Annotated in this window: 8 protein-coding genes; 4 read left to right on the forward strand and 4 right to left on the reverse strand. The window is 62.4% G+C overall.

Features of this window, described 5'->3' with window-relative positions; all coding sequences use genetic code 11:
* The first annotated feature begins 6 nt into the window (after positions 1-6).
* The 4 genes from AB4N47_RS26365 to AB4N47_RS26380 all read left to right on the forward strand — a co-directional run bounded on the left by AB4N47_RS26365 (position 7) and on the right by AB4N47_RS26380 (position 2,821).
* Positions 7-744: a substrate-binding periplasmic protein gene (locus tag AB4N47_RS26365; protein WP_341639273.1), complete on the forward strand. Its 738-nt coding sequence runs from the start codon at positions 7-9 to the stop codon at positions 742-744.
* Positions 745-987: 243 nt separating this feature from the next.
* Complete coding sequence (gene ribA / locus AB4N47_RS26370; RefSeq protein ID WP_024014485.1) at positions 988-1,605, forward strand: GTP cyclohydrolase II; 618 nt, start codon at positions 988-990, stop codon at positions 1,603-1,605.
* Entirely contained in the window at positions 1,602-2,021 is a 420-nt protein-coding gene (locus AB4N47_RS26375; protein WP_130912733.1) for an MFS transporter, read from the forward strand. The genes ribA and AB4N47_RS26375 overlap by 4 nt, the downstream gene beginning before the upstream one ends.
* Entirely contained in the window at positions 2,021-2,821 is an 801-nt protein-coding gene (locus AB4N47_RS26380) for a cobalamin-binding protein (protein WP_341639272.1), read from the forward strand. Before AB4N47_RS26375 ends, AB4N47_RS26380 begins: the two co-directional genes overlap by 1 nt.
* 114 nt (positions 2,822-2,935) lie before the next feature.
* Here the strand turns inward: AB4N47_RS26380 and AB4N47_RS26385 are convergent, their stop codons facing one another.
* From AB4N47_RS26385 to AB4N47_RS26400, 4 genes are all read right to left on the reverse strand, one after another.
* A complete protein-coding gene (locus AB4N47_RS26385) occupies positions 2,936-4,822 on the reverse strand; it encodes a TonB-dependent receptor domain-containing protein (RefSeq protein ID WP_341639271.1) in 1,887 nt (628 codons plus the stop codon).
* 140 nt (positions 4,823-4,962) lie between these two features.
* The gene (gene dxs, locus AB4N47_RS26390; protein WP_341639270.1) at positions 4,963-6,861 is read right to left on the reverse strand and encodes a 1-deoxy-D-xylulose-5-phosphate synthase; all 1,899 of its coding nucleotides are present in this window, start codon (positions 6,859-6,861) and stop codon (positions 4,963-4,965) included.
* Positions 6,862-6,952: 91 nt separating this feature from the next.
* Positions 6,953-7,840, reverse strand: a complete 888-nt coding sequence (ispA, locus tag AB4N47_RS26395) for a (2E,6E)-farnesyl diphosphate synthase (protein WP_122610993.1) — start codon at positions 7,838-7,840, stop codon at positions 6,953-6,955.
* On the reverse strand, positions 7,837-8,079 hold the full coding sequence (locus AB4N47_RS26400; protein ID WP_016772991.1) for an exodeoxyribonuclease VII small subunit: 243 nt from the start codon (positions 8,077-8,079) through the stop codon (positions 7,837-7,839). The genes ispA and AB4N47_RS26400 overlap by 4 nt, the downstream gene beginning before the upstream one ends.
* Positions 8,080-8,110: the final 31 nt, after the last annotated feature.

Consider the following 8,110-nt stretch of genomic DNA (forward strand, 5'->3'; position numbering starts at 1 on the left):
CACGCAATGCTGCGACGCGGGTTGGCGCTGCTGCTTCTGGCTCTGCTGGGCACGTTCGCCCATGCGCAGGCCGCCGCGCCTGTGCCTGCGGTGATCCATCTGGCCAGCGAAGACTGGGAGGATTACACCGCCGCTGACGGCCATGGTCTGGCCTGGGACGTGTTGCGCAAAGTCTTCGAGCCGGCCGGGGTCAAGCTGGATATCCGCACGGTGCCGTATACCCGTTCGATCGGGCTGGTGCAGTTGAAGGAAGTCGACGCGCTGGTCGGCTCCTACCGCGACGAGGCCGAGCGCGTGCTGTACCCGCAGTGGAAATTCGACTCCGATCACATCTACGCGCTGGGCTTGGCGAGCAGCCCGCCGCCGACACAGGCGACGCTGGGCAAATACCGCTTGGCCTGGGTGCGCGGCTACCGCTACGAAAACTATCTGCCGAACATCAAGCGCTTCAACCAGATCGAACGGCGCACCGGCATTCTGCTGATGCTCAAGCAGGGGCGGGCGGATTACTACATCGATGCGCTGACCGAAATTGAAGCCGTCGTGCGCGACGCGGCGGATCCGGCGCAGTACCGTTATTCGCATCTGGCTGAGTTGCCGCTGTTTCTCGGTTTCGCCGATACCCCACAGGCCCGCGCGCTTATGGCGCTGTATGACCGGCGCATGGCGGAACTGGTCAAGAGCGGGGAGTTGAAGCCGATCTTCGAGAAGTGGCAGCAGCCGTATCCGTTCAACCCGAACTGAAGCCCAACACAAATCCCTGTAGGAGCTGACGAGTGCAACGAGGCTGCGATCTTTTGATCTGCTGCCTGTAGATCAAGATCAAAAGATCGCAGCCTCGTTGCACTCGACAGCTCCTACAGGGAGCGGGAGTGTCATCAAACTTTTTGATCGTTATGCCCGATAATTCAGCCTAAGCGTCTGTAGGAACCTGCTGTTACAATGCCCGCCTGCGAATTTTCAGTCTTCTAGATCAGGAGCACATTGGTGCCTGTCGTCTTCGTCGCCGCTTCCAAGCTGCCAACGCCTTTTGCGCAATTCACCATGCACGGCTTTCTCGATGAGAGCACCGGGCGTGAGCACGTCGTGCTGAGCCTCGGTGAAATTGCCGATGGCGCCCCGGTACTCGGTCGCCTGCATTCCGAATGCCTGACCGGCGATGCCTTGTTCAGCCAGCGTTGCGACTGCGGCTCGCAACTGGAAGCCGCGTTGCAGGCGATTGCCCGCGAAGGCCGTGGCGTGCTGCTGTATCTGCGTCAGGAAGGGCGCGGCATCGGGCTGCTGAACAAGATCCGCGCCTATGAATTGCAGGACGGCGGCGCCGATACCGTGGAAGCCAACGAGCGTCTGGGCTTTGCCGCCGATCAGCGCGACTACGCCATGTGCCTGCCGATGCTTGAGCATCTGGGCGTGAAATCCCTGCGCCTGATGACCAACAACCCGCGCAAGGTCAAAGCGCTGACCGACATGGGCATCGTCGTCGCCGAGCGCGTGCCGCTGCACACCGGGCACAATCCGCACAACAAACTCTACCTGGCGACCAAGGCCAGCAAGCTCGACCACATGATGGGCAACGAGCATCAGGGCGAGGTCGACCGCGCGTGACCCGCGGCCAAGTGCGGCGGCGGTTAGCGGTGGCCTGGTGGCAATACCTGGCGCTGGCGCTGTTGCCGCTGTTCGTGCTCAACGCGCTGTTCGGTGAAGGCCAGGGCCTGTTGCCAGTGCTGGCGATGCCTTTGTTCATCGCCGGCGTCGCCTCGATGTTTGTCAGCCTGAAGTATTTCGCCCGCTACAAACACGCCCTGATCGCCACGCAAAAAGCCCTCGATAGCGCCGATGAACCCGCCGCCTGGATTGCCCTTGCGGCACGTCGGCGTGCAGCGTTGCTGGTGGCGTCTTTGCCGGCCTGGATCGGCGCACTGGCGGTATTCGTCGGCCTCGAAGCCGTGCCATTGATGCTGCTGGCGCTGTCCACCGCCGTGCTGTTCTACCTCTACCGTATTCCGCGTCAACTCGGTTGATGCCTCGCCTGTGGCTGGCGGTTCTGCTGCTCGCCCTGAGCAGCCCGGCGCTGGCTGCATTGCGGGTGGTCAGCCTCGCCCCCTCGCTGTCTGAAATCGTCGTTGAACTGGATTCCGCTGACCTGCTGGTCGGCGTACTGGATGCGGGCGAGCGGCCGGCGGCGATAGCGGATGTTCCATCAGTGGGCCGCTACGGCCAGCTAGACATGGAGCGCTTGCTCAGCCTGAAACCGGATTTGCTGCTGCTCTGGCCCGGCAGTGTTGGCGCGGGGCAGCGTGATCAGCTCAAGCGCCTGAACATTCCAACCTTCGTCGCCGAGCCGCATACGTTGGCGCAACTGGCGACGCAAATTGAAGCGATCAGCAAACAGCTTGGGCGTCCAGAACGTGGGGCGAAACGAGCGGCCGAATTGCGCGAGCAACTGAATGATCTGCGCCAGCGTTATAGCCGTGACGAACCGCTGCGGGTTTTCTATCAAGTCTGGGACAAACCGCTGTATACCATCGGTGGCGGTCAGATCATCAGCGATGCGCTTGATGTGTGCGGCGCGCGCAATGTCTTCGCCGAGCTGAATCTGCCGGCACCGCAGGTGAGTATCGAGGCGGTATTGCAGCGTGATCCCGAAGTAATTGTCGCCGGTGATCAGGCCCAGCTAGGGGCGTGGAAGGCCTGGCCACAGGTGGCGGCGGTCAGGGAGGGGCGGTTGTTGCTGGTCACTGACAAAGGCCTCGAGCGACCGAGCGGGCAGATGATCAGCGCCACCGCCAAACTCTGCCAATTGATCGCGCCGGACAGGTGACCCTTGTAGGAGCTGCCGAAGGCTGCGATCTTTTGACTTTGGTTTTGGCGGTGTCGGAGCCGCCGAAAATCAGGATCAAAAGATCGCAGCCTTCGGCAGCTCCTACATTGGATCTCAGCGAATTTCCGGGGTCCAGGTGACCCCGAACATCCATGCCCGACCTTCCTCGCGATAGCCATACTGCGCGGCGTCATAGCTGTAATTCGCTCGGCTGTAGCCCTTGTCCAGCAAGTTATCCACCTTCAGATCCAGCTTGATCTCACGGTTCAGCGCCCAACTGCTGCGCAGCCCGAGCGTGCCGTAGCCACCCAGCGACTGGGTGTTGTTCAAGTCGTCGTAACTGCCGCTGACCAATTGCCAACTGGCGCCGAGTCCCAAGCGATCAAACTGCCGATCCAGATCCCAACTGGCCGTGCGCCGCGCCCGTCGCGCCAGCGTATGCCCGGTATCGCGATCTCGCGGATCAATGATCGCCACGCCAAGATTGCTCTGCCAGCCAAACAGCTCCTGCTTCAACGCTGCTTCAAAACCGTTGATGCGCGCTGACGCAACGTTCTGCGGGCGGGAGTTGCTGCCGAAGATGATCGCGTCTTCCAGGTCGGTACGGTAAATCGAGGCTTCCAGCCGCGCGCTGTCGCTCAACTGGCTGCGCCATTGCAGTTCGTAGCTTTTCGAGGTTTCCGGTTTCAGGTCGGGATTGCTGAAATCCGGGTAGTACAGGTCGTTGAAGGTCGGCGCACGGAACCCTTCGCTGTAGCTCAGCAGCACGTCGTTGTCCGGGTTCAGCGGCAGGGTGAAAGTGCCGCTCCAGGTGTTCTGGCTACCGAACTGCTGGTTGTCGTCGTGGCGCAGGCCGATCTCGGTGGAGAAGCTGTCGGCCTGATAGCGATGCTGGATGAACGCGGCGCGATTCCAGCGGCTGTCCTCGTCAAACGCAGTGCTGCTGTTGACCCGGTCTTCGTACCAGTCGCCGCCTAGAATCAGGCTGTTGCGAGCGTCCAGCGTCAGGTCGTTCTGCCAGTTCACCGAGTCGCGATAAGTGTTGAACACCGTGCGCTCGTCGCTGAGCTTGTCGAAGGTCTTTTCGCGGTTTTCGCTGTGGCCGAATTCAATGCGGGTTTTCCAGGTTTCGTTGACCCGCGCATCGACATAACTGCTGATGCTGCTGACATTGAAATCACTGTATGGCTGCTGTTGCACCGACTCGAAAGTGTCCATGTCGAAGCGGCCGAACGGGTTGTCGAATTCGCTCCTGCCACGGTTATCCAGCAGATTGGCGCCGACTTCGACGTCATCGGTCAGCGCGTGGCTGAGGCTCAGGCTCAGGGATTTGTTGCGGTAGGCATCATGGTCGCTGTCGCTTGGATACGACTCGTGGGTACGGTCGAGCCCGGCCGTTTCGTCGAGGCTGGCGCCGAGGTTGAAGCGGGTTTTCTCGTCGCCGCCGGACAAGCCGAGGCTGCGTTCCCATGTCTGCTGACTGCCAAAGCCCAGATGCAGGCGTGGCTGCAAGCCTTGCTCGGTGCCGCGCCGGGTGAAGATCTGGATCACCCCGCCAATCGCGTCGCTGCCGTAAATCACCGAGCGCGAACCGCGCAGCACTTCGATGCGCTCGATCTGCTCGATGTTCAGATGTTGCAGGTTGCTGTCGCCGGAAGTCGAGTTGCCGATGCGCTGGCCATCGACCAGCACCAGGCTCTGCGCCGATTGCGTGCCGCGAATGTAGACCCCCGGCAGACTGCCGCGCCCGCCGGTCTGCGCCACTTGCACGCCAGGCACGCGCCGCAGCAGATCGGGCACGTCGCTGGGTTGCAGGCGATCGATGTCTTCGCGGGTGAACACGGTGTTGGCGGCGCTGCTGTCGTTGCGCGCCTCGACCTGACGATTGGCGCTGATCAGCGTGTCCGGCAGCTTCAGCGCCTGATCGCGTTCGAATGTATCGGCAAGGGCGCTGGCGGTTGGCAGCAGGAGGAAGGGCAGGGCGAGGCGCGAGAGGTTCATGGCAATCTATGGTCTTTGCAAAACCATGTAGGAGCTGCCGAAGGCTGCGATCTTTTGATTTTGCTTTTTAAAGGTTCCGGAGCTGCCGAAGAGCAAGATCAAAAGATCGCAGCCTTCGGCAGCTCCTACAAGGGATTGCGTCAACTGTTGAGCAAATCCAGCCGCTGGCGAATCGACGCTTCGATCCCGGCCTCATCCAGCCCGCACTCGGCAAGCATCTGCGCCGGTTTCGCATGCTCGACGTAAATGTCCGGCAAGCCCAGATGCAGCATCGACTTGAGGATGTTTTCGCGGGCGAGGAATTCGCTGATCGCGCCGCCGGCGCCGCCCATGATCGCGTTCTCTTCGATGGTCACCAGTAACTCGTGGTTGCCGGCGATCTCGCGCACCAGCGCTTCATCCAGCGGTTTGACGAAACGCATGTCGACCACGGTGGCGTCGAGTTTCTCGGCGACTTTCAAGGCTTCGCTCAGTTGCACGCCGAACACCAGCATGGCGACCTTGCTGCCCTGACGACGCACGATGCCCTTGCCGATTTCGATCGCTTCGAGATCTTTTTCGATGACTGCGTTCGGGCCGCTGCCGCGTGGGTAACGCACCGCCGCCGGGCCGTTGTAGAGGTGGCCGGTGGTGAGCATCTTGCGCAGTTCGTTTTCATCGCTCGGGGTCATGATGACCATGCCCGGGATGCAGCGCAGGTACGACAGGTCGTAGCTGCCAGCGTGGGTCGGGCCGTCTTCGCCGACCAGGCCGGCACGGTCGATGGCGAACAGCACGTCGAGGTTCTGCACGGCGACGTCGTGTACCAGTTGGTCGTAACCGCGTTGCAGGAACGTCGAGTAGATCGCCACCACCGGTTTCGCGCCTTCGCAGGCCATGCCGGCAGCGAAAGTGACCGCGTGCTGCTCGGCAATCGCCACGTCGAAATAACGCTCGGGGAAGCGCTCGCTGAACGCCACCAGATCCGAGCCTTCCTTCATCGCCGGGGTAATTCCGACCAGACGAGCGTCAGCCGCCGCCATGTCGCACAGCCACTCGCCAAACACCGCCGAATACTTCGGCCCGCTGACGGCTTTCGGCGCAGCGGCGGGGGCGTCCAGTGGTTCGAGTTTGGTGATGGCGTGGTAACCGATCGGGTCGACTTCCGCCGGTGCGAAGCCCTTGCCTTTCTTGGTGACAATGTGCAGAAACTGCGGACCTTTGAGATCGCGCATGTTGCGCAGCGTGGCGATCAGGGTGGGCAGATCGTGGCCATCGATCGGGCCGATGTAGTTCCATCCCAGTTCTTCGAACAGGGTGCCTGGGACCAGCATGCCTTTGGCATATTCTTCGGTGCGACGGGCGATTTCCCAGGCGCCGGGCAGGCGCGACAGAACTTTTTTGCTGCCCTCGCGCATGCTCGCGTAGGTGCGGCTGGAAAGGATCTTTGCCAGATAATTCGAGAGCCCGCCGACGTTGCGCGAGATCGACATGTCGTTGTCGTTGAGGATCACCAGCATGTTGGCGTTGACTTCAGGCGCATGGTTAAGCGCCTCGAAAGCCATGCCGGCGGTCAGCGCGCCGTCGCCGATCACGGCGATGGCCTTGCGATCGCTGTCCTGCAGGCGGGCAGCAATGGCCATGCCCAGCGCAGCGCTGATCGAGGTGCTGGAGTGGCCGACGCCGAAGGTGTCGTACTCGCTCTCGGAGCGGCGCGGGAATGCGGCAATGCCGTCCTTCTGACGCAGGCTGGCCATGCGCTCGCGGCGACCGGTGAGGATCTTGTGCGGATACGCCTGATGCCCGACGTCCCACAGCAGACGGTCGTCCGGGGTGTCGAAGACGTAATGCAGCGCGATGGTCAGCTCGATCACGCCCAGGCCGGCACCGAAATGCCCACCGGTCTGGCCGACCGTGTAGAGCAATTCCAGGCGCAACTCATCGGCCAGGGTTTCCAGCTCGGCTTCGCCTAACCGGCGCAGGCCGTCCGGCGTGTTCGCGCGGTCGAGCAGGGGCGTGGTCGGGCGCTTGCGGGGAATCTCATGAAACGTCGTGGGCATCAGGCGAATCGTTATAGGTATAAAAGATGCGGCAGTTTACCTGATGCATCGCCCCCTGCCCACGCGTTGGTCTTTTTTGGCCGATACGCCGTCAGTTGCGCCGCTCGACGATATACCGGGCCAGCTCGCGCAACGGCTCGGCGGCCGCGTCAAACGGTCGCAGCGCCTGCAAGGCCTGATCGCGCAGTTCCAGAGCGTAGGCCTTGGCGGCGTCGAGGCCGAGCAGGGCCGGGTAGGTCGGCTTGTCCCGGGCAATGTCGGCGCCCTGGCGTTTGCCGAGGGTCGCGGTATCGCTTTCCACGTCGAGGATGTCGTCCTGCACCTGAAAGGCCAGACCGATGGCCTGTGCATAAGTCTGCAGGGCCTGTAGCTGATCGGGTTGGGCGCGGCCGCTGGCCAAGGCGCCTAGCCTGACGCTGACTTCAATCAGCGCGCCGGTCTTGTGCCGGTGCATTTGTTCGAGGGCTGTTTGATCGAGCTTGAGACCGACCGAACCCAGATCGATGGCCTGACCACCGACCATGCCCGCCGGACCGGCTGCATGGGCCAGCGCTGTGACCATCTGCAGACGGATTTCGCTGCTGCAATCGCTCAGGCGCGGGTCGAGCAGGGCGCTGAAGGCCAGGCTCTGCAAGCCGTCACCGGCGAGGATCGCGCAGGCTTCGTCGAATTTCTTGTGGGTCGTCGGCTGGCCGCGACGCAGATCGTCATCGTCCATCGCCGGCAAATCGTCATGCACCAGCGAGTAGGCGTGGATCAGTTCGACCGCACAGGCCGCGCCGCTGGCCTGTTCAGCCTTTGCGCCGAGGGCTTCGCATGCGGCGTAAGCCAGCAACGGGCGCACGCGCTTGCCGCCGTTCATCACGCTGTAGCGCATCGCTTCGTAGAGCCGCGCCAGTTCCGGCAGCGGCGCGTTGAACAGCGTCTCCAGCGCCGCGTTGACCCGGGCCTGACTGCTCGCCGAATACGCCGCGATCATTCTGGCTCATCCGCGTCGAAGGGTTCCTCGGCGAGCTCGCCATCGCGCTCCAGCAGTACCTGCACTTTCTGCTCGGCCTGGGCCAGCGCCGCCTGGCAGTCACGGGTCAGGCCGATGCCCTGCTCGAAAGCGGTCAGCGAGTCTTCCAGCGACAATTCACCGTTCTCCAGACGCTCGACCAGTGTTTGCAGGTCGGCGAGGGATTGTTCGAAATCCAGTGCAGCTTTTTTGCGGGCCATGGCGGCAATTTCCGGTAGACGTTAAACCGGC

It is taken from the genome of Pseudomonas sp. S3_G06 (assembly GCF_054667565.1).